Source organism: Micromonospora sp. CNZ297, from assembly GCF_007827625.1.
Map to the genome: position 1 here is coordinate 196,568 of NZ_VISU01000006.1, position 20,458 is coordinate 217,025.

The 20,458-nt window shown below is 72.3% G+C and carries 20 protein-coding genes; 12 read left to right on the forward strand and 8 right to left on the reverse strand.

Annotated features, from left to right (window positions below; genetic code table 11):
* Positions 1–4 precede the first annotated feature (4 nt).
* Positions 5–1,642: an ABC-F family ATP-binding cassette domain-containing protein gene (locus tag FB454_RS13925; RefSeq protein ID WP_145823033.1), complete on the reverse strand. Its 1,638-nt coding sequence runs from the start codon at positions 1,640–1,642 to the stop codon at positions 5–7.
* 85 nt (positions 1,643–1,727) lie between these two features.
* Between FB454_RS13925 and FB454_RS13930 the strand changes: the two genes are divergently transcribed.
* The 4 genes from FB454_RS13930 to FB454_RS13945 all read left to right on the forward strand — a co-directional run bounded on the left by FB454_RS13930 (position 1,728) and on the right by FB454_RS13945 (position 3,704).
* Positions 1,728–2,498, forward strand: coding sequence for an ROK family protein (locus tag FB454_RS13930; RefSeq protein WP_013288726.1), 771 nt, complete (start codon positions 1,728–1,730; stop codon positions 2,496–2,498).
* Positions 2,499–2,584: 86 nt separating this feature from the next.
* On the forward strand, positions 2,585–2,947 hold the full coding sequence (locus tag FB454_RS13935; RefSeq protein ID WP_013288725.1) for a tetratricopeptide repeat protein: 363 nt from the start codon (positions 2,585–2,587) through the stop codon (positions 2,945–2,947).
* A gap of 59 nt (positions 2,948–3,006) precedes the next feature.
* Positions 3,007–3,261 carry a Smr/MutS family protein gene (locus tag FB454_RS13940; RefSeq protein WP_013288724.1) on the forward strand — a complete coding sequence of 85 codons (255 nt, stop codon included), beginning with the start codon at positions 3,007–3,009 and terminating at the stop codon, positions 3,259–3,261.
* A 47-nt stretch (positions 3,262–3,308) separates the two neighbouring features.
* Positions 3,309–3,704: a CPCC family cysteine-rich protein gene (locus FB454_RS13945; RefSeq protein WP_083791370.1), complete on the forward strand. Its 396-nt coding sequence runs from the start codon at positions 3,309–3,311 to the stop codon at positions 3,702–3,704.
* A 144-nt stretch (positions 3,705–3,848) separates the two neighbouring features.
* On the opposite strand, the gene FB454_RS13950 is transcribed toward FB454_RS13945, so the two are convergent.
* From FB454_RS13950 to FB454_RS13965, 4 genes are all read right to left on the reverse strand, one after another.
* On the reverse strand, positions 3,849–4,538 hold the full coding sequence (locus FB454_RS13950) for a hypothetical protein (RefSeq protein WP_244879683.1): 690 nt from the start codon (positions 4,536–4,538) through the stop codon (positions 3,849–3,851).
* Positions 4,539–4,661: 123 nt separating this feature from the next.
* On the reverse strand, positions 4,662–4,811 hold the full coding sequence (locus FB454_RS34860) for a hypothetical protein (RefSeq protein WP_157547424.1): 150 nt from the start codon (positions 4,809–4,811) through the stop codon (positions 4,662–4,664).
* 67 nt (positions 4,812–4,878) lie between these two features.
* A complete protein-coding gene (locus tag FB454_RS13960) occupies positions 4,879–5,427 on the reverse strand; it encodes a YciI family protein (RefSeq protein ID WP_013288722.1) in 549 nt (182 codons plus the stop codon).
* Positions 5,428–5,536: 109 nt separating this feature from the next.
* A complete protein-coding gene (locus tag FB454_RS13965) occupies positions 5,537–5,887 on the reverse strand; it encodes a winged helix-turn-helix transcriptional regulator (protein ID WP_145823034.1) in 351 nt (116 codons plus the stop codon).
* Positions 5,888–5,915: 28 nt separating this feature from the next.
* Here FB454_RS13965 and FB454_RS13970 point away from each other — a divergent pair, with 28 nt between their 5' ends.
* The gene (locus tag FB454_RS13970) at positions 5,916–6,800 is read left to right on the forward strand and encodes an NAD(P)-dependent oxidoreductase (RefSeq protein ID WP_145753889.1); all 885 of its coding nucleotides are present in this window, start codon (positions 5,916–5,918) and stop codon (positions 6,798–6,800) included.
* An 82-nt stretch (positions 6,801–6,882) separates the two neighbouring features.
* On the opposite strand, the gene FB454_RS13975 is transcribed toward FB454_RS13970, so the two are convergent.
* Positions 6,883–9,261 carry a M28 family peptidase gene (locus FB454_RS13975; RefSeq protein ID WP_145753892.1) on the reverse strand — a complete coding sequence of 793 codons (2,379 nt, stop codon included), beginning with the start codon at positions 9,259–9,261 and terminating at the stop codon, positions 6,883–6,885.
* Between the two features lie 293 nt (positions 9,262–9,554).
* Between FB454_RS13975 and FB454_RS13980 the strand changes: the two genes are divergently transcribed.
* From FB454_RS13980 to FB454_RS14010, 7 genes are all read left to right on the forward strand, one after another.
* Positions 9,555–10,766 carry a PP2C family protein-serine/threonine phosphatase gene (locus FB454_RS13980; protein WP_013288718.1) on the forward strand — a complete coding sequence of 404 codons (1,212 nt, stop codon included), beginning with the start codon at positions 9,555–9,557 and terminating at the stop codon, positions 10,764–10,766.
* Between the two features lie 70 nt (positions 10,767–10,836).
* Positions 10,837–12,594, forward strand: coding sequence for a sensor histidine kinase (locus FB454_RS13985; RefSeq protein WP_145823078.1), 1,758 nt, complete (start codon positions 10,837–10,839; stop codon positions 12,592–12,594).
* Positions 12,591–13,043 (forward strand): response regulator, encoded by a 453-nt coding sequence (locus FB454_RS13990; protein WP_013288716.1) that lies wholly within the window; start codon positions 12,591–12,593, stop codon positions 13,041–13,043. The genes FB454_RS13985 and FB454_RS13990 overlap by 4 nt, the downstream gene beginning before the upstream one ends.
* Positions 13,036–13,845 carry an inositol monophosphatase family protein gene (locus FB454_RS13995; RefSeq protein ID WP_030269228.1) on the forward strand — a complete coding sequence of 270 codons (810 nt, stop codon included), beginning with the start codon at positions 13,036–13,038 and terminating at the stop codon, positions 13,843–13,845. Before FB454_RS13990 ends, FB454_RS13995 begins: the two co-directional genes overlap by 8 nt.
* A gap of 184 nt (positions 13,846–14,029) precedes the next feature.
* Positions 14,030–15,067 (forward strand): VldE C-terminal domain-containing protein, encoded by a 1,038-nt coding sequence (locus tag FB454_RS14000; protein ID WP_013288714.1) that lies wholly within the window; start codon positions 14,030–14,032, stop codon positions 15,065–15,067.
* Positions 15,068–15,103: 36 nt separating this feature from the next.
* Positions 15,104–16,660, forward strand: coding sequence for a fused MFS/spermidine synthase (locus FB454_RS14005; RefSeq protein ID WP_071097679.1), 1,557 nt, complete (start codon positions 15,104–15,106; stop codon positions 16,658–16,660).
* 71 nt (positions 16,661–16,731) lie between these two features.
* Positions 16,732–18,351: a serine/threonine-protein kinase gene (locus tag FB454_RS14010; RefSeq protein ID WP_145823035.1), complete on the forward strand. Its 1,620-nt coding sequence runs from the start codon at positions 16,732–16,734 to the stop codon at positions 18,349–18,351.
* 86 nt (positions 18,352–18,437) lie between these two features.
* Here the strand turns inward: FB454_RS14010 and FB454_RS14015 are convergent, their stop codons facing one another.
* Positions 18,438–19,106: a potassium channel family protein gene (locus FB454_RS14015; protein WP_145823036.1), complete on the reverse strand. Its 669-nt coding sequence runs from the start codon at positions 19,104–19,106 to the stop codon at positions 18,438–18,440.
* The gene (locus FB454_RS14020) at positions 19,096–20,430 is read right to left on the reverse strand and encodes a potassium transporter TrkG (RefSeq protein WP_145823037.1); all 1,335 of its coding nucleotides are present in this window, start codon (positions 20,428–20,430) and stop codon (positions 19,096–19,098) included. The genes FB454_RS14015 and FB454_RS14020 overlap by 11 nt, the downstream gene beginning before the upstream one ends.
* Positions 20,431–20,458 lie beyond the last annotated feature (28 nt).

Here is a 20,458-nt window from a genome sequence, read left to right on the forward strand (position 1 = left end):
CGGATCAGTGTTCGGCGATCCGTCCGTCCGCCACGCGCAGCCGCCGGTTCACGCTCACCGCGTCGAGCATCCGCCGGTCGTGGGTCACCAGCAGCAGCGTTCCCGGGTAGCTCGCCAGCGCCGACTCCAACTGCTCGATCGCGGCCAGGTCGAGGTGGTTCGTCGGCTCGTCGAGCACCAGCAGGTTGACGCCCCGGCCCTGGAGCAGGGCCAGCGCGGCCCGGGTCCGCTCGCCGGGTGACAGCGTCGCCGCCGGCCGCAGCACATGCTCGGCGCGCAGCCCGAACTTGGCCAGCAGTGTCCGCACGTCCGCCGGGGCGAGATCGGGTACGGCGGCGCCGAACGCCTCCAGCAGCGGCTGGTCGCCGAGGAACAGTCCCCGGGCCTGGTCGACCTCGCCGACCACCACACCGGGGCCGAGCGCGGCGTGTCCCTCGTCCAGCGGCAGCCGCCCGAGCAGCGCGGCGAGCAGGGTGCTCTTGCCGGAGCCGTTCGCCCCGGTGATCGCCACCCGGTCGGCCCAGTCGATCTGCAGGTCCACCGGGCCGAGTGTGAAGCCGCCACGGCGTACCACCGCTTGCCGGAGCGAGGCCACGACGGCGCCGGCGCGGGGCGCGGCGGCGATCTCCATCCGCAGTTCCCACTCCTTGCGCGGCTCCTCGACCACGTCCAGCCGCTCGATCAGCCGGGCGGTCTGCTTGGCCTTCGCGGCCTGCTTCTCGGTCGACTCGGCGCGGTACTTGCGGCCGATCTTGTCGTTGTCGGTGGCCTTGCGGCGGGCGTTCTTGACGCCCTTCTCCATCCACGCGCGCTGGGTGCGGGCGCGCGCCTCCAGGTCGGCCTTCGTGTCGGCGTACTCCTCGTACTCCTCGCGGGCGTGCCGGCGCGCCACCGCGCGCTCCTCCAGGTAGGCCGCGTAGCCACCGCCGTAGTGCTTGACCTGCCGCTGGTGCAGGTCCAGCTCGACGATCCGGTTGACGGTGCGGGTGAGGAACTCCCGGTCGTGGCTGACCAGCACGGTCCCGGCGCGCAGGCCGGTGACGAAGCGTTCCAGCCGGTCCAGCCCGGCCAGGTCGAGGTCGTTGGTGGGCTCGTCGAGCAGGAAGACGTCGTACCGGCTGAGCAGCAGCGACGCGAGCCCGGCGCGGGCGGCCTGCCCGCCGGACAGGCCGGTCATCGGGTGGTCCAGGTCGACGTCGAGACCCAGCTCCGCCGCGACCTGCTCGGCCCGCTCGTCCAGATCCGCGCCGCCGAGGTCGAGCCAGCGTTCCAAGGCGTTCGCGTACGCGTCGTCGGCGCCCGCTGACCCGGCGGTGAGCGCCTCGGTGGCGGCATCAAGCGCGGCCTGCGCGGCGGTCACCCCGGTCCGCCGGGCCAGGAAGCCGCGGACCGTCTCGCCGGGCCGGCGCTCCGGCTCCTGCGGCAGGTAGCCGACAGTCGCCGTGGGCGGGCTCAGCGCCACCGAGCCCTGCTCGCGGGGGGCAAGACCGGCGAGGGTACGCAGCAGCGTGGACTTGCCCGCGCCGTTGACCCCGACCAGCCCCACCACGTCGCCGGGTGCGACGACGAGATCGAGGTCTTCGAAGAGGATGCGGTCACCGTGGCCGGCGGTGAGGTCCTTGGCGATCAACGTGGCGCTCATCAGGTGATCGAGCCTACCGGCGGGCGCATCCGGATTACCGTGACCCGCGCTCGCGGCGGCGCCGGTCTGAGGGAGACTCACAGCCGTGGTGACCACACTGGCGATCGACTGTGGTGGCGGCGGGATCAAGGCCTCCGTACTGGATGCCGCCGGAACCATGCGCGCGCGGCCGTTGCGCGTGCCCACGCCGTACCCGTTGCCGCCCGGCCTGTTCGTCAAGACGCTGCTGGATCTCGGCGCCCGCCTGCCCACGGCGGACCGGCTCACCGTCGGCATGCCCGGCATGATCCGGCACGGCGTCGTGGTGGCGACGCCGCACTACGTGACCCGTTCCGGGCCGCGCAGCCGCGTCGACCCGGAGTTGCTGGCCGAGTGGTCCGGGTACGACGCGCGCACCGCGCTGGCCGGGGCGTTCGGCGTGCCGGCGCTGGTGCTGAACGACGCCGAGGTGCACGGCGCGGGCGTGGTCGCCGGGACCGGCTGCGAGCTGGTGCTGACGCTCGGCACCGGGCTGGGCAGCGCGCTGTTCGACGGCGGGGTGCTGGCGCCGCACCTGGAGCTGTCGCACGCGCCGGTGCGGTGGAACACCACCTACGACACGTACGTGGGGGAGCCGGAACGGCGGCGCCTCGGCGACGCGTTCTGGTCGCGGCGGATCCGGCAGGTGGTGGACGGCCTGCGGCCGGTGTTCCGCTGGGACCGGCTCTATCTCGGCGGCGGCAACTCCCGGCTGATCCGGCCCGAGCAGGTGGCCCGGATGGGCGACGACGTGGTGATCGTCCCGAACACGGCCGGAATCGTCGGTGGTGTCCGGGCCTGGGATCTGATCGGCGGCCGGTACGACCCGACCACCTGATCTTCGAACGCAGGAACACTCGCGCTTGCTCCGGTGTTGTGCCAGCGTCGGACCAAGGCCTGGCGCGACACGAGGAGGTGGGTCGAGTGGATCTTCTGGCGGAGTACCGGCGGGCGACCATGTTCTTCGAAGCGGGTGACCCGACCGGAGCGGCCCGGCTGCTCGAACCGATCATCGAGGCCGAGCCGGACAACTCCTCGGTCCGGCAGCTGCTGGCCCGCGCGTACTTCCAGTCGGCCCAGCTCAACCGGGCCGAGGAGCAGCTGCGCGCGCTGGTCGACCGGGACCCGAGCGACCACTACGCGCACCACGTGCTCGGCCGCACGCTGGAGCGGATGAACCGGCCCGTGGACGCGCTGCGGCACCTGCGCATCGCTGCCGCGATGTACTCGACGAACACCGACTACGCCACCGCCCTGCGGCGGGTGGAGGGCAAGGTCGGTCGTTGACTGATCACGCGGAAGGGCAGCCCGGGCGGGCTGCCCTTCCGCGTACCTAGGATGGGACCGTGAAGCTCAAGCTCGACCTCCACGACATCTACAACAAGGGCCACGACATCGACCGCGCGTTGCGCGGGATCATGGACGAGGCGGTGGCGAAGAAGGCCACGCTCGTGGAGATCATCCCGGGCAAGGGGTCGGGCGCGCTGAAGAAGAAGGTGCTGCGCTTCCTCGACCAGAAGGACGTGAAGCAGCTCTACCACCGGGTCGAGAAGGACTCGAAGAACTTCGGCCGGCTGTTCGTGCACTTCCGCTGGAAGTAGCGGTATACAAGCCACGTCAACCCGATCGACAACGTGAGGTGCAGAGGATGGACGAACATGCCGGCAAGCAGGAGGGGCCGTCCGCAGAAGAACTCGCGAGTCGCACCAGGTGGTTTGAGCAGTACGTCGAGGGGTTGAACCAGCGATCTGTAGTGGCTGAAGCGGGTGGCGAACCCTACGCGTGTCCCTGCTGCCGGCACCCGACGCTCGAAGGGCGAGGTCAGTTCGAGATCTGCTTCGCCTGCGGTTGGGAGGACGACGGGCAGGACGACGAGGACGCTGACACGGTGCGGGGTGGCCCCAACGGTTCGCTCAGTCTGACGGATGCACGTCGTGCCTACGCCGAACGGCCGGTCAGTCTGTCGGATGCGCGGCGTGCCTATGCCGAGCGACGAGCCCGTTGGGAGCGCAGACGCCGTCGATCAACGCCCGGGACGGCTTGACGTGCTCGGACGGCACAGCCGGTCACTTCCGCGCTCTCGCCGAGAGTCACGCAGGTCCTGATACCGATCTGTCATGTGGATCCCGAGACCGGACAACGCTCAGGCGCTCTGGGGTGGTGGCGCCATCGCGTCTGCTCACCTCGGTCAGGCCGCGGTGAGCACCGTTATGGGGAGGCCGAAGGTGGTTGTTCCGGGACCGTGCCCGATGCCGATCAGGACCCGGTTGCCGAGCGGAGCGGCCAGGCGCACCACCACCTCGCGCTCCTCGGCGTAGGCCAGCCGATAGCCGTCTCCGTCGCGGGCGACCTCCACCGGTACGACGAGCACCGCCGTGTCCGTCTCGAACACCACGGCGTCTGGGTAGTCGGCATATTGCGCGGGCGTTCCGATGAACCGGAACGTCAGAGTGCGCCCATCGTGCGCGAGCACGGCCTCCTCGTGATGAGCGGCTCCTACGCCGGGTGGCCGCCACGTCATCCGACGTTCGAAGTCCGGGTCCAGAGCGATGAACGGCCATCGCCGGTCGTCGGGGTGCATCATCCACGCCGGGAGTTCGCGAGTGCCTCGGTCGGTGGCGAACGGTCCGTTCGCCCGGATGATGTTCGCCAGCGGTCTCTGCGCCCCGCTCTGCACGTCACGGCAGTAGTCGACGGCGGCCGGCGCGATCTCCGGCGGCAACTCGGACTCCGGAACGCCGGGGGCGTCGAACAACGACCGCCACTGCGTGTCCACCATGAGTCGGTCGAGCGCCGTGACGCCCATCGCTGTCAGCACGATCGGGCGCGGCTCGCGGTGAACGGGGAAACCGTCCCACATCGCCAGCGCCTGCCGCACACGCTCCAGATCGCTTGGCACGTCGCCAGCCTAGCCACGTGGATACTTGGCGGCGTGTCCCAGTCGGCGAATCGCCCCCGCCGGCGAGTTGCTGCGCCTTCAGTTCACCGAGCCGTACGTCGCCTACGACATGGGGAATTCGGTGAGACGCGCGTCGGACCGGCGCAACGTCCCGATCTGCTGGCGCTGCTGCCGGGGCACCGGCTGCTGAACGCCGCGCCCATCCACGGCGGCACGACGCAGCCCGCAGGTCTCCTGCTGCGGTTCGATCATTGCAACCTGGTCGTCGCATCCCTGGGTGACGAGTGGCTGCTGCGCTTGGGAGATCACGAGTAGCCGGTTACGCCGGGCGGCCGCCGAACACCCAGTTGTGCACCTCGACGTCGGCGTACCGGTCGGCGGCCAGCACCGCCCGAGCCTCGTCCGGGTCGGCCGCTCGCACCAGCGCCGCCGTACCGAGCCACCTCGCGCCGTCGTCGGACAGCAGCGGCCCGTACGCGATCAGCTCGTCCTGCCGCTGCGGCAGCACCGGGCCGGTCCCCTGCTCCGGACCGAGGCCGAGAACCAGGTAGCGATTGCCGCCGGTCCGGCCGCCGGGGAAGTCCCACATGGTGCGGCCCAGCATGTTCCGCCACCGCCGCAGCATCACGTCCCGGTACGCGCCGGCCTGGTAGTTCGGCTCGTCGAAGGCGAACGCCCGGGCGGCGGCGGGGCCGGGCAGGGCCAGGATGTGCACGCTGCCGGTCGGTGAACCGTCGTCGGCGAGGGTCGGCCCGCGAGCGATCATCTGCTCCGCGTACCCGTCCATGTAGGACCAGTGCTCCTCGATCAGCTCCTGGCGCAGAGTTGCCGAGCCGAGCCGATCGCGGTGGTAGCAGAAGAATTCCATGACCCGAGTCTCGCGGTCGATCGACAGGCGTAGCCACTTTTTTGTGGGTACTTGTCGGCGTGCGCGACCGCGACGAACCTGGTTGTGGGTGGAGGCGGAAAAGGACAGGTCAGGAGGCGGTGCGGGCTTCGGCGAGTTTGTCCAGGCGGCGGTGGCCCCAGTCGGAGAGAGGTGCCAGCGACTTGGCCAGTTCGCGGCCAAAAGTGGTGAGCGAGTACTCGGTCTTCAACGGCAGCACCTCGTACGCCTCCCGGTGCACCAGTCCGTCGCCCTCCATCTCCCGTAACGCCTGAGTCAGCACCTTCTCGGTGAGGCCCGGAAGCTGCCGGCGCAGCTCTCCGGGGCGGCGCGGGCCGGATTCCAGCAGCCAGAGCAGGGCTGTCTTCCACTTGCCGTCGATCACTGCGATCGCGGCCGTCACTCCACAGACGTTCAGATCCTGGGCCCGGCTGCGCGTCATCTGCGTCCGTTCGACAAGAGGAGTCTGCGTGAACATCAATCCCGACAAGTCTGTCACGGTGCTCGGTCTGGGACCGATGGGTCGTGCGTTGGCCGGCGCCTTCCTGAGCGCCGGAGTGCCGACGACGGTCTGGAATCGCACGCCCGGCAAGGACCGTGAGCTGGTCGAGCGGGGCGCGACGAGCGCCCGGACCGCTGAGGAGGCGGTCGCCGCGAGCGAGCTGACTGTGGTCTGCGTGGTGAACTACGACGCGTCGGACGCCATCCTGCGACGCGAGGCGGTGGCCGCCGCACTCACGGGCCGAACGGTCGTCAGCCTGACGGCCGACACCCCGGACCGGGCCCGGGACACCGCGCGGTGGGCGGCCGGACACGCCATCCGGTACCTGGACGGCGCGATCATGACGCCGACCACCACCATCGGCACCCCGGACGCGGTGCTCATCTACAGCGGTCCGGCCGGCCTCTACCAGGAGCACCAGCCGGTGCTCGACGCGCTGGGCGGCACCCACACGCACCTCGGCGAGGAGATCGGGCGCGCGGCGGCGTACGACATCGCGCTGCTCGACATCTTCTGGACCGCGATGGCGGGTTATGCGCACGCGCTGGCGGTGGCCAAGGCGGAGGGCGTGACGGCGCGGGAACTCGTGCCGTTCGCCGCCGGCATCGCCGCGATCCTGCCGCCGATCTTCGAGGAGGGTGCGGCGGAGATGGACACGGGGATCTTCCCCGGCGACGGCAACCCGATCACCTCCGCCGTGTCCTCCATGGCCCACATCGTCCACACGTCCGAGGCGCACGGCATCGACGCCGGGGTGATGCGCGCGGCCGAGGGCATGGCCCGCCGGGCCGTCGGGCTGGGCCACGGCGCGGACGGTTTCCTGCGGGTCGCCGAGGTGCTGGGGCGGCGCTGACCCACAACCAGTACGCCGAGGTGGCGGTATCCCGGCGCGCGGATACCGCCACTCCGGCGAGGTGGTGTCGATCAAACGGTGGTCAGAGCGGGTACGTGCGCGCCACCGCCAGCATCTCCGAGCTGTGCGAGCCGACAACCCCCACGCCCGCCGGCCGCTCCCGGAACCCGGGCACCCCGGACAGTCCGTCACTGGCGTCCATGGCCCGCACCGACACCGCACCGCCGCGCGGCACGAGCGTCAGCGTCACCTCGACGCCCTCCGGCGGCGGGGCGTGGAACACGACCCCGAATCCCCACTTCCCGTCGCCCGGCTCGACCGGCACGTTCCGCCCGGCCACGGTGGCGGACCGCACCGTCGCGGTGCTGGTGTCGACGTGCATCGTGAGCAGGCGTACCTGCCGCTGCGGCACCACCCGTACCCGCAGCACACGCTGGCCGCCGTTGCGGGTGTCGGAGAGCGTCTCCACCTTCGGCGCGGGCAGCGGCGCGGCGGTGGCCGGTCCGGCGCGCATCTCGCCGTTGCCCAGCCCGGGGAACTCGTCGGCCACCGCGATGCTCCGGTCGACGTAGCCGTCGGTCCAGGGCTGCGGCTTCTCCTCGCGAGTCAGCCAGGCCGCCTTCCCGGTGCCCGCATCCAGCGCGTACATCAGATGGGTCGGCACGGGATGCGCGGCGTCGAAGCGGTCCACCGCGAGGCCGACCCCGGCGAGCACCACCGCCGCCAGCGCGGCCGCCGCGGCGGGCAGCGCGCCGAGCCGGCGTGCGCGCAGCGCGAGCAGGCCGCGCTGGCCGCCGGCCCGGGGGTGCAGCAGGTCCACCACCGGGAGTACGGCGAGGCCGAGCAGCACCGCGACGAGCGCGGCTACCGCGCCCATGCCCATGCCGAGCGCCGGGAACAGCAGCACCACCGGAGGCAGCAGGATCACCACTGCCACCGCAGCGGCGAGCGTCACCGCGACCACCGGCCACGGTCCGTCGCGGCGGGTGGCGAGCGCGGCGAAACCGGCGAGCGCGCCGGCCAGCGCCGGCAGTGTCGTCAGGTACGCCCCGCCGGGCACCGCCACGGCGAGCAGCACACCGAACACGGCCAGCCAGGCCAGCCCGCCGAACGCCAGCGCGGCCGGGCCGACCCGGCGGCGCAGCAGCGCGTACCAGCAGAACAGCACCGCGGCGGCGAGCGCCACGACGGCGAGCCGGTACCAGACCGGGCGGTACGGGTCGAGCAGCTCGGCGTACCCGGGGCGGATCGTGGTGATCGCGGCCCAGAGCAGCCACGCGCCGAGCGGGGCCACGACGACCGGCACCAGGGTCAGGCCGAAGCCGGCGGCGAGCGTGCCGGCGGTGGCCCGGCCCCGGCGGCGCAGGAACCAGCCGAGCGCGCCGACAGCGAGCAGCGCGGCCACTGCGAGCGGCAGGGTCAGCCAGCCGGGGTAGCGGACCAGGCCGCCGAGCACGGGGAAGTAGGTGTCGTCGTGGCCGGCGCGCAGGTCGCCCAGGTCGGTACGGCCGAACTCGCGGGCCAGGCCGAGCGCGTTGTCACCGTGCATCTGGAGGCTGCCCCGGTCCATCCGGGCCGGCACGTCCAGCGGGGTGTGGTAGATCGCGCCGCCGTCGATGTACGCGGAGTTGAGCCCGACGAACTCGCGGTCGAGGAACGCGGTGAAGTCGGTGTCGTTCGGCAGCGCCCGGTAGATCTCCACCGCGAACGAGGTGCCCACCGGGTGCGGGGCGGCCTTGCCGAAGATCTCGACCAGCTTCGCGTTGTTCCGGGACGTCTCGAACATGATCACCGGACCGGTGGAGCCGCGCGCCTCCAGGTTGAGCACCACCCCGCCGTCACGGGCGAGCGGATGGTCGCCGGCGAACCCGGCGGCCCCGCACAGGCACGCCTCCTCCGCGTCGGTCAGCGCGAAGACGATGTCGTTGCGGGGGCGTGGGCCGGTGGTCAGCGCCCGGGCCACCTCCAGGATCGCGGCGGTGCCGGCGGCGTCGTCGTTGCCGCCCGGCCCGGTCTGCACCGAGTCGTAGTGCGAGACCAGGAACACCTTCCCGGTCGGGTCGGTGCCGGGGAGCCGGGCCACCACGTTGCGGACCCGGGCCAGCGTCGCCCCGCCCGCCGCGCCGGACAGCTGCCCGGCCTCGGGCGCGACCGCGTCCTGCACCTCGGTCTGAAGGCCCAGCCCGCGCAGCGTCGCCACCAGGTGCTCGCGCACCCGGTCGTTCGCGGCGCTGCCGGCCACGTGCGGCTCGGCCGCGATCACCTCGACGTTCCGGAACGCCCGGGCGGCGCTGAACTCGCCCTCGGGCGCGTCCGCCGGGCGCGGTGCCGGGGTGGAGAGGCCGACCAGGACGCCCGCCCCGACGGCGAGCAGCGCGGCGAGCGCGGCCAGGGCGGCGATCGGCCGGCGGCGGGGCCTGGTGAACGCGCGGTCGGCGGGGCGGGTGGGGGGTGCGCCCACGGGGACTCCTCGGGGTGGATCTACGGGGTGGGGATCATCCTGCACCCCCGGGGCCTGCGGCGGCAGTCCCCGGTCGGTGCGCTGCCGGTGTGACACCGCTTGCGGCGTAACATCGTGGGTCGACCGTGCCGCTGTCCGGATGGACGTGTCACACGCTCCGCCGCACCGGCAGCGGTCGCGCGGTGTGCGACTGTTGTCTGAGTCAGGATCAGCAGGGCATTCGGAAGGAGCCCGACATCACCAGCGAACTCCCGCGACTCGCGGCGGTTACCCGACCGCAGCGGGGTTCCGGCATGTCGGGTGCCGTCCGCGTGCCGTCGGCCGGGGCAGGGCTGCACGGCGGCGTACCGCCGGGCGAGCGGCTGCGGGTGCTGCTGGTCGAGGACGACGAGGGCGACGCCTTCCTGGTCGGTGAGCTGCTCGCCGAGACCAACTCGATGATCGACCTGCTGGTCGCCACCAGCCTCAGCGAGGCCCGGCAGCGGGTGATGGGCGTGGACTGCGTCCTGCTCGACCTGGGTCTGCCGGACGCGCAGGGCCTGGACGGGCTGCGCCGGGTGCTGGAGATGGCCAGCGGCGCCGCGGTCTGCGTGCTGACCGGCCGCTCGGACGAGCACCTGGGCATCGTCGCGGTCGCCGAGGGGGCGCAGGACTACCTGGTCAAGGGCCAGGTCGACGGTGTCCTGCTGACCCGGGCGCTGCGGTACGCGGTCGAGCGCAAGCGGGCCGACGAGAACGCCCGCCGGCTGCGTGAGGTGGAGCTGCGCCAGGCCGAGTCCGCCCGCCTGGAGCGCGGCCTGCTGCCGCAGCCGCTGATGACCACCGACGAGGTGTCGGTGCACACGTTCTACCGGCCCGGCCGGCACGCCGCGCTGATCGGCGGCGACTTCTACGACGTGGTGCAGACCCAGCCGGACCGGATCGACCTGATCGTCGGCGACGTCTGCGGGCACGGCGTGGACGAGGCGGCGCTCGGTGTCGAACTGCGCGTCGCCTGGCGGGCCCTGGTGCTGGCCGGGGTGCCGGACGACGAGGTGCTGCCCGCGCTGGAGCAGGTGCTGATGAGCGAGCGCCGCCTCCAGGAGATCTTCGCGACGGTGGCCACCACACGGCTCGACCTGGCGTCGGCGCGGGCCACCGTACGCCTCGCCGGTCATCCGCCGCCGCTGCTGCTCAGCGGCGGCAAGGTAGCGCCGGTGCCGGCCAAGGGCGGGCTGCTTCTGGGCGTACGCCCGCGCCGCCCGGTCGCCTTCGACCTGGAGTTCGACACCGACGACTGGTCACTGCTGATGTACACCGACGGCCTGATCGAGGGCCGGGTGGACGGCGGTGACGAACGGCTCGACGTTCCGGGCCTGACCGGGCTGCTCGCCGACCCGGCGAACCGGGCGGTGCCGCTGGCCGAGCTGCCCGCCTGGCTGGTCGGGCGCGCCGAGCAGATAAACGGCGGCCCGCTCGCCGACGACGTGGCGATGTTGCTGGTCACGCGGGGCAGCGGCCGGTGAGCGCCGAGCCGGCTCCGCGGTCGCGAACGAAGATGACGCAGTGAGCGCGAAGGGCGACGGGGAGGAACCTGTGAAGGCGTACCAGCAGGGGTGGACCCTGCGGCGGCGGGTGGTCGCGCTCCTCGGCGTGGTGCTGGTGCTGCTGCTCGGTCTGGCCGCCGCGGAGGCGGCGGTCGCCGCGAAGAACCGCGAGAACATCGACGCGGTGCTGCTCAAGACCGGCCCGCTGCGCGTCCAGGCGCAGGAGCTGATGAGCGTGCTGCTCGACCAGGAGACGTCGGTGCGCGGGTACGCGGTGAACGGCGACCGCAGCGACCTGGAGCCCTACCAGGAGGGCGTGAAGCGCGAGCAGAGCCTGGTCACCTCGATCCGGGACCTCTCCGCCGACTACCCGGACGTGCGGCGGTCGCTGGACGTGGTCGAGCAGCAGACCGCACAGTGGCGGGCCCAGGTGGCCGAGCCGGTCATCACCACTGTCGAGCGGGACGGCGCGGAGGCCGGCCAGGCGCTGATCACGGACGCGACCCGGCAGCAGTTCGACGGCATCAGGGCGTCGGTGAACACGCTCCAGGACGAGATCCTCACCGTCCGGGAGGAGACCGCCGACCGGGTCAACTCGACCAGCAACACGCTCGTCGTGCTGCTGATCATCGCCGCGCTCGTGGTGACGGCGGCCGGCGTGGTCATGCTGCTCTCGCTGGACCGGATCCTGATCCGCCCGCTGGCCGCCCTGGTCAGTCAGGTGCGCGAGGTGGCCGACGGCGACTACCGGCACCACATCGAGGGCTCCGGCCCGCCGGAGTTCCGGCGGCTCGCCGAGGACATCGACCAGATGCGGATGAAGATCGCCCGGGAGCTGGACGAGGTACGCGAGGCGCGGGAGCGCATCGAGTGGGTCAACAGCCAGCTGCAGAAGCAGGCCGAGGAGCTGACCCGGTCCAACCGTGACCTGGAGCAGTTCGCGTACGTCGCCTCGCACGACCTCCAGGAGCCGCTGCGCAAGGTGGCGAGCTTCTGCCAGCTCCTCCAGCGGCGGTACGCCGGGCAGCTCGACGAGCGGGCCGACCAGTACATCGCGTTCGCGGTGGACGGCGCGCAGCGCATGCAGCGGCTGATCAACGACCTCCTGGCGTTCTCCCGGATCGGCCGGTTGACCACCGGTTTCACCGAGGTCGACCTGAACAAGGTGATGGGCGACGTGGCGGGGCAGACCGAGGCGGCGTTGCAGTACGCCGACGCGGAGCTGACCTGGGGCGAGATGCCGACCATCCGCGGCGAGGAGCCGCTGCTGACCAACCTGCTGGTCAACCTGGTCAGCAACTCGGTGAAGTTCCGCCGGCCCGACGTGCCGGCGAAGGTGCACGTGTCGGCGCGGCTGGTGGACGGCGAGTGGGAGATCAGCTGCCGGGACAACGGCATCGGGATCGAACCGGAGTTCGCCGACAAGATCTTCGTGATCTTCCAGCGGCTGCACTCGAAGGACGCGTACCCGGGCACCGGCATCGGACTGGCCATCGTCAAGAAGATCGTGGAGTATCACGGCGGCCGGGTCTGGGTGGACACCGACGCCGACGAGGGCACCACCATCCGGTTCACGCTGCCCGCGCTGGAGGCCGACATCGAGGCCGCCAAGGCGGCGGAGGCGGCAGCGGACGGGGACGCCGCGGACGGGGACGCCGCGGAGCCGGCCGGAACGCCGGCCGCCGGGGGCGCCGAGACCGACCCGGCGGGCGCCGGGCGGCAGCCGGACGGCGAGGCACGCGAAGAGCCGCCCGCGCAGGCGGACCGACACGGTACAAACGGTGGCATGAAGGAGACGGTGGGATGACCGCGCCCGCGGACGGCAAGAGCCCGATCGAGGTCCTGCTCGTCGAGGACGACCCCGGTGACGTGCTGATGACCCAGGAGGCGTTCGAGGAGCACAAGCTCCGCAACCGCCTCACCGTCGTCTCCGACGGCGCCGAGGCGCTCGCCTACCTGCGCCGCGAGGGCCGGTACGCGGACGCGGTGACGCCCGACCTGATCCTGCTCGACCTGAACCTGCCCCGGCGCGACGGCCGGGAGGTGCTCAAGGAGATCAAGAAGGACGCGCAGCTCTGCCGCATCCCGGTCGTGGTGCTCACCACCTCGCAGGCCGACGAGGACATCCTGCGCAGCTACCAGCTGCACGCCAACGCCTACGTGACCAAGCCGGTGGACTTCGAGCGCTTCATCTCGGTGGTCCGCCAGATCGACGAGTTCTTCGTCAGCGTGGTCAAGCTGCCGCCGCGTGGCTGACCCGCTGCTGGACGACGTCGGCGCGCTGCTGCGGGAGGCGGCGGCCAAGGTCGTCGTGCCGTTGTTCCGCCGGCTCGACGCGTCCGACATCTCCGAGAAGGCACCGGGCGAGGTGGTCACGGTCGCCGACCGCGAGGCCGAGGCGCTGATCTCCGAGGGACTGCGGCGGCTGCGTCCCGGCTCGGTGGTGGTCGGCGAGGAGGCCGTCGCCGACGATCCCGACCTGCTGCGGCACCTGCGCGGCAGCGGCGACGTCTGGCTCGTCGACCCGGTCGACGGCACCTCCAACTTCGCCGCCGGCAGGCGGCCGTTCGCACTGATGGCGGCGCTGCTCACCGACGGCGTACCGGTGGCGTCCTGGGTGTACGACCCGCTCGACGGCACGATGGCGGCGGGCCGGCTCGGCGCCGGCGCCCGGCTGGACGGGGCGTCGCTGGGTGCGCCGCGGGCCGAGCCGAGGGTGGGCGCGCTGCGCGGCACCGCGGCGACGAAGTTCCTGCCCCCGGATTTCCGCCGCCGGGTGGAGGAGGGCGGTCGCCGCATCGGTGAGCTGCTGCCCGGCCAGCACTGCGCCGGCCGGGAATACCTGGACGTGCTCACCGGCGAGCAGCAGTTCGTGCTGTTCTGGCGCACCCTGCCGTGGGACCACACGCCCGGCACGTTGCTGGTGCGCGAGGCCGGTGGCGTGGCCCGCCGGTTCGACGGTGCCGACTACCACCCGGCCGACGAGGGCCGGGGACTGCTCGTGGCGGCGAGCCCGGAGATCTGGGACGAGGTGAGCGCCGCCCTGCTGGGCGGTTGAGCGGCGCTGCGCGACGGGCACGGCACGCTGCGTCGACGTCGGAGGCCGTACGCCGTCGCCGGCCTGGCGTGTCGCGCGTGGTCCGGTATCGTGACCGGCGGTCTCCGCCAGCAGGCCGCCGTCCGGCGCCGGCGGAGACGCCGCTCGGTGTACGGGGGCCGGCGGTCGACGGAAGGACCAACACGTGCCCAGGACCAGCCCTACCGGCCGGCGCGTCCGGCGGTCGCTGCTCGCCGCGTTCGCCGCGGTGGCCGTGCTGCTCGGCTCCGGCGTGGCCGCCGGCCCGGCCGCCGCCGTACCCAGCCCGAACGCCCCGAACGAGGGCGGCAGCAAGCAGCTGCGGGCGGCGTTGGAGGCGGCGGCGAAGGGCCACATCGAGGCCCAGAACAAGCTGGAGAACTCCAAGCGCCGGCAGAAGGCGCTCGCCGCCCAGCTCACCGACATCGAGGGACGGCTCGTCGGGCTCAGCGCGCAGGCCGGTGAGGTCGCCGCGCAGTCGTACCGGATGGGCCGGCTGACCGCGACGTCGATGCTGCTGGCCAGCGCCGACCCGAACGACTTCCTCAAGCGCGCGGCCGAGCTGGACGTGATGGCCCAGCGCGACAGCAAGCGGCTGCGGGAACTGGCCGACGCGAAGGCGCAGGCGGCCGAGGCGAAGCTCGCCATCGACGCCGAGGTGCGCGAGCAGGCCAAGCAGGTCGCCGTGCAGGCCCGCAAGAAGAAGGACGCCGAGGTGGCGCTGGCGAAGGTCAGCTCCGGCGCCGGGTCCGGGTTCAACGGCACCTCCTCGTCGGCGAAGCCCGCGCCGCGCAACTCGGACGGCTCGTGGCCGTCGGAGTCCTGCTCGGTGGACGACCCGACGCCCGCGTCCGGCTGCATCACCCCGCGCACGCTGCACATGCTCCAGCAGGCCAAGTCGGCCGGTTACAAGCGCTACGCCTCGTGTCACCGCAGCGGTGGCGGCGGCGAGCACCCCAAGGGCCGGGCCTGCGACTTCTCCGCGGCCAGCGGCGGGTTCGAGGACAAGACCGCCACCGGTGGCGACAAGGCGTACGGCGACAGCCTCGCCGCCTGGGCGAAGAACAACGCCAACCGGCTCGGCATCATGTACGTCATCTGGTATCGGCAGATCTGGATGCCGAACACCGGCTGGCGGGCGTACAGCGGCGGCGGCAGCCCGGCGGCGGACCACACAAACCATGTTCACATCTCGATGTATTGACCCGGCCCGCCGCGAGCGCTGCGTAGCATCGCCACGGTGAGCAGCACATCGTCCGACGTCATCGCGGGACCGGCGGCCGACGCCCCGGTCCCACCCCGGGCCCTGCCCAACGGGCTCGCCGCGTTCCTCGTCTTCCTCTCCAGCGGGGCCGTGCTGGTGCTGGAGACCGTGTCGTTGCGCCTGGTCGGCCCGTACGTCGGGGTGACCCTCCAGGTGACCAGTTCGGTGATCGGCATGGCGCTCGCCGCCATCGCGTACGGGGCGTGGTTCGGCGGCTGGCTCGCCGACCGGCGTGACCCGCGCACCCTGCTGGCTCCGGCGCTGGTGCTGGCCGGCATCGCCACCGCAATCACGCTGCCCATCGTCAGGTACGCCGGTGAGGCGCTGCGCGGCGGCGCGGCGAGCGCGGTGCTCCTGCTGACCGCGCTGACCGTCCTGCTGCCCGCCGCGTTGCTGGCCGGGATCACCCCGCTCGTGGTGAAGCTCCAGCTCGCCGACCTGCGCCGGACCGGGCAGGTGGTGGGCAAGCTGTCCGGCATCGGCACGCTCGGCGGCATCACCGCCACGCTCGGCACCGGCTTCGTGCTGGTGGCGGCGCTGTCCAGCACCGTCATCGTGCTGGGACTGGCCGCCGTGCTCGGCGTGACCGGGCTGGCGCTCGGCTTCTGGCTGCGACGGCAGGCCGGCCCGAGCGGATTGTCCGCGCCGGGCCGGGTCAAGGCCGCGCTGGCGTTGCTCGGGCTCGCCGCCGCCGGGCTCACCGCCGCGGCGCCGAACCCGTGCGACGTGGAGACCGCGTACCACTGCGCCCGCGTCGAGGTGGACCCGTCCTGGCCGCAGGGGCGCACGCTCTACCTCAACTCGGCCGAGCACTCGTACGTCGACCTGGGCGAGCCGACCCACCTCAAGTACGCGTACACGCAGTGGATCGGCCTGGTCGCGGACGTGGCGCGGCCGGCGAAGCAGCCGATGGACGCGCTGCACCTGGGCGGCGGCGGCTTCACGGTGCCGCACTACCTGGCCGCGACCCGGCCCGGCAGCGACAACCTGGTGTTCGAACTCGACGGCGGCCTGGTCGAGCTGGACCGGCGGGAGCTGGGCCTGCGTACCGGCACGCAGATGCGCGCCGAGGTGGGTGACGCGCGGGTGCTGCTGCGCGGCGAGCCGGCCGACAGCCGCGACTTCATCGTCGGCGACGCGTTCGGCCACCTGGTCGTGCCGTGGCACCTGGCGACCCGGGAGATGGCCGCCGACATCCGCCGGGTGCTGCGCCCGGACGGGATCTACGTGCAGAACGTCATCGACTACCCGCCGGGCCGGTTCATCCGGGCCGAGCTGGCCACCGTGAAGGCCGAGTTCGCGCACGTCGCGCTGATCGCCCCGCCCGGCGCGATCGACGGGAGGCAGGGCGCCAACTTCGTGATCGTCGCCTCGGACGCGCCGCTGCCGCTCGCCGCGATCCCGCCCGGCCTCAAGCTGCTGCCCGAGCCGGCCGCGCTGATGGACGAGGCGGCGGTGACCGAGTGGGTGGGCGACGCGATGGTGCTCACCGACGACTACGCGCCGGTGGACCAACTGCTCGCGACCGCCTGAACGGGTGAACTTCCTGACCGATTCCGACAGCTGAGGTGTACCGGGGCCCACTTCGGGCAACAGGACCGACCATGGGTGGACCGGTCAGGAACGGCGTGCAACTGCTCGGCGAGCGATATCGGCTCGTCGAGCAGTTGGGTGCGGGCGGCATGTCGGTCGTCTGGCGCGGCTACGACGAGGTGCTGGGCCGCCAGGTGGCGGTCAAGGTGCTGGCCTCGCGGCTGGCCAGCGACAAGGCGTTCCGGCACCGGATCCGGGTGGAGGCGCAGGCCGCCGCGCGGCTGTGCCACCCCAACATCACCAACGTGTACGACTACGGCGAGTCCGTGCAGGTCGGCCTGACCGTGCCGTACGTGGTGATGGAGCTGGTCGACGGCGGTCCGCTCAGCGGGCGGCTCGGCCGCGACGGGCAGCTTCCCTGGCGGGAGGCCATGACCATCGGCGCGGAGGTCGCCTCGGCGCTGGCCGCCGCGCACGCCCGCGGTGTGGTGCACCGGGACGTGACCCCGGGCAACGTGATGCTGACCCCGACCGGCGTGAAGGTCGTCGACTTCGGCATCTCGGCGCTGGTGGGGGAGAGCGACAAGGGGCCGGACGGCGCGTTGCTCGGTACGCCCGCGTACCTGGCGCCGGAGCGGCTGGACAACGGCCACGTCTCGCCGGCCACCGACGTGTACGCGGTCGGGCTGCTGCTCTACCGGATGCTGACCGGCCGCCTGCCGTGGCAGGCCAGCACCACCACCGAGATGCTGCGCGCCCACATGTACCGCGACCCCGACCCGATGCCTGCGGTGCCGGGGCTGCCCGAGCCGGTCGCCTCGCTCGTGCAGCGGTGCCTGGCCAAGCGTCCCGAGGACCGCCCGGCGACCGCCGAGGTGGCCCGTACGCTCGCCGAGGCAGCAGGCATCGCGGCGATCGTGCCGGTGTCGCCGGCGTTCGGCCGGATGGACCCGGCGCTCGCCGAGAACGCCGGCACCACCATCCTGCCGTGGTCGGCGGAGACCGACGCGCTGCCGTTCTCGGTGGTGCGTACCCGCACCAGGCGGGCGGTGGCGCGGCGGCGCAAGGTGGAGGCCGGAGTGGCCACCGTCGGCCTGGTCGCGGTGACCGCCACCCTGTGGGGGCTGACGTCGCGGAGCCCGGCCAGCGGCGGGGTGGAGCCGACCGAAGCGCGGATGAGCCTGCCCGAGACGATCCCGTGCGCTGTCGACTACTCGCTGCGCCGCGACACCGGCAAGGACTTCTCCGCCGAGCTGACGCTCACCAACACCAGCGACCGGGAACTGCGCGGCTGGACCATGAACTTCACGTTCCCCGGCAAGCAGACGGTCACCACGGCCCAGCCCACGGCACGTCAGGTGGGGCGTACCGTCTCGATCGCCGCACCGGCGACGGACCCGGCGCTGGCCCCCGGCGCGTCGACGAAGCTGACGCTGGCCGGCCGCTACACCGGGAGCAACACGCTGCCTGTCGAGTTCACGCTCGGCGACAGCACCTGCGGCGTACAGGTCTCCGGCATCGCCGGCTCGGCGCCGACCACCGCGCCGCCGGTGAAGACGCCGGTCAAGCCGAGCACCAAGACCACCGCCAAGAGCGGACCGGCGAAGGCCAAACCGGCGCCGGCGAAACCGAAGGCCAAGGCCGCGCCGAAGCCCAAGGGCAAGGAGAACGGCAAGGGAAAAGCAAAGTAGACCGGCCGAAGGGGGGTGGGCACGGCAAGGGCAAGGGTCCGAAGAAGGGCTGACAGGCGAGACCTGTCGTCAGGTCGGCGCCGTCGTCAGGTCAGCGCGGAGAAGCGCTGCACCTGGGTGATGCCGCCCTCCACGATGAGCACGCTGTCCGCCTGCAGCACCGTGTCCGGCCCGGCATAACGGAACGGCTGCCCCGACTGCTTCTCGCCCACCACCATGACGCCGTACCGGTCCTGCGGTGCGATGTCGCGCAGTGACCGCCCGACCAGCGGCGCGGGCACCTTGATCTTCGCGATGGCGAAGTCGTCGTCGAACTCGATGAAGTCGAGCATCCGGCTGACGATCAGGTGCGCCACCCGCTCGCCGGTCTCCGCCTCGGGAAAGACCACGTGGTGCGCGCCGACCGAGTGCAGGATCTTCGCGTGCTTCTCCGAGGTGGCCCGCGCCCAGATCTGCTCGATCCCCAGCTCGGCCAGCGCCAGGACGGTGAGCACGCTCGCCTCCAGCGAAGCCCCGATCGCGACCACGACCCGGCGGAAGTCCGCCAGCCCGAGCTGGCGCAGCACCACCTCCTCGGTGCTGTCCGCCTGGACCACCCGGTCGAGGTCGGCCGACCAGTGCTGGACCCGGGCCGGGTCGCGGTCGATCGCCAGCACCTCGTAACCGAGACGGGACAGGGACTCCGCCAGGCGCGTGCCGAACCGGCCCAGGCCGATCACCGCGATGCCTGTCTCCTCCGGATGTCTAGCCGACAATGGGTTGCTCCTCCGGGTAGCGGTACAGCCGGTGACGGGTGTTCAACGCGATGGCCGAGCCCAAGGTGAGCGGCCCGACCCGGCCGATGTACATGAGCGCGGTCAGCACGTACTGGCCCGGCGGGGAGAGCTGCCCGGACACCCCGACGGTCAGGCCGGTCGTGCTGAACGCGGAGGTGACCTCGAACAACGCGGCCGAGAACGATATGTGCGACGTCAGCGCGATCAGGCCGACCGTCCCGCCGGCCACGAGCGCCACGCTCAGCAGCGCCACGGTCAGCGCCTGCCGCTGGCTCGCCGCCGCCACCCGGCGGCGCCCGACAGTGGTGTCCGGCTCGCCCCGCAGTTCGGCCCAGATGGCGAAGCCGAGCAGGAAGAACGTGGAGACCTTGATGCCGCCGGCGGTGCTGGCGCTGCCGCCGCCGATGAACATCAGGCCGATCAGCATGGGGTAGCTCTCGTCGGTGAGCTGCCCGACGTTGATCACGTCGAAGCCGCCGGTTCGGCTCAACGCGATCTGCGTGAACGACGCCAGCAGCTTGCCCTGCACGTCGAAGGTGCCGATCGTGAACGGGTTGGCCCACTCGGCCATCAGCAGGTAGGCGACGCCGAAGACGATCAGCACCACGCTGCCCCACACGGTCAGCTTCGTGGCGACCGCCCAGCGCGCCGGCTGCCGCCACTCGCGTACCGCCTCGAACAGCGCCGGGAAGCCCAGCCCGCCGATGATCGCGCCGATGCTGAGCGGCAGCGCCACCCAGCCGTCTCGGGAGAACGCGATCAGGCCGTCGGAGTAGAGCGCGAACCCGCCGTTGTTGAACGCCTGGACCGAGTGGAACACCGCCGACCAGAGCGCCCGGCCCGGCCGGTAGTCGTACGCCAGGAACAGGCGCGTGGCGATCACCGCCGTCATCAGGGCCTCGGTCGCGAAGACGGTCGCCGCGATGCGCAGCAGCAGCCGGCGTACGTCGCCGAGGCTGAACTCGGCGGTCTCCGCCTGCACGAGCAGCCGGTTGCGCAGGCCGAGCTGGCGGGAGACCGCCAGGATCACCAGCGACGCCCCGGTCAGGATGCCCAGACCGCCGATCTGCGTCAGCACGGTGATCATCACGAGGCCGAAGCCGTTCCAGTAGTTCGGGGTGTCGGTCACCGCCATCCCGGTCACCGACACCGCCGACGTGGACGTGAACAGCGCGGTGACGAACGGGGTGTACCGCTGCTCGCTGGTGGCCCAGGGCAGCATGAGCAGACCGGTGCCGGCCAGGATCACCGCCAGGAACCCCAACGGCACCAGCCGTACGGGCTTCCGGAGCAGGCGGCGCATCCCGTCATCTTCCGTCCGGAGATTCACC